The organism is Bradyrhizobium mercantei, assembly GCF_001982635.1.
GTDB lineage: Bacteria > Pseudomonadota > Alphaproteobacteria > Rhizobiales > Xanthobacteraceae > Bradyrhizobium > Bradyrhizobium mercantei.
Genome location: NZ_MKFI01000065.1, coordinates 1 through 670, shown reverse-complemented (window position 1 = coordinate 670; position 670 = coordinate 1). Strand labels below are relative to the sequence as shown.

General features: G+C 68.7%; 1 protein-coding gene. It reads right to left on the bottom strand.

The genetic code is table 11. From position 1 onward, the window contains the following. A partial coding sequence (locus BI327_RS40945; RefSeq protein WP_210191263.1) for a class I tRNA ligase family protein occupies positions 1-670 on the bottom strand: 670 nt, incomplete at both ends.

Genomic DNA, 670 nt, shown 5'->3' with positions numbered 1-670 from the left:
GCGTTGAGCATCTTCATGCACGCGGACACGACGGTGTTGTACTGGATGCGCTGGTAGTCGTAGTCGCGACGTCGGCGGGGACCCACTTGGTCCAGACGTCGGGCTTGTTCTTCAGGAACCACTTGGCCACGGCGCCGGACTGTAAGCGTATTTCGCCATCGCCGCCGCCGGCTTCCCGCGCGGGAAGCCGGCCCGGCCTCCGAGTCGGATGCCGTGGGCGCGTCGAGCAGGTCGCCCAGCTCGTTCGCGTAACCGAGGTCGCGCCACAGGTGCCAGGTGATGTGCGGCACCACCGGGTACAGCACGCGCAGCAGCACGCCCAGCGTTTCGGCGTAGGCGGCGTCGGCGTGCGCGCCTTCCGGCAGCTTGGCGTCGTCGATGGCGTTGAGCATCTTCATGCACGCGGACACGACGGTGTTGTACTGGATGCGCTGGTAGTCGTAGTCGGCCTGCTTGAGCAGGTTGTAGACCTCGCGGCGCAGATCCTTGACCGCGGCGGGCGCGCCGCTCCAGTCGGCGCCGGCGGCCAGGCCGCGGGCGATCGTGTCGCGCTGCGCGTAGCTGATGGACCACAGGCGGCGCAGGAAGCGGTTCGAGCCTTCGACGCCGGAGTCGGACCATTCGAGGGTCTGCTCGGGGGGGCTGGCGAACATGACGAACAGGCGGGCCG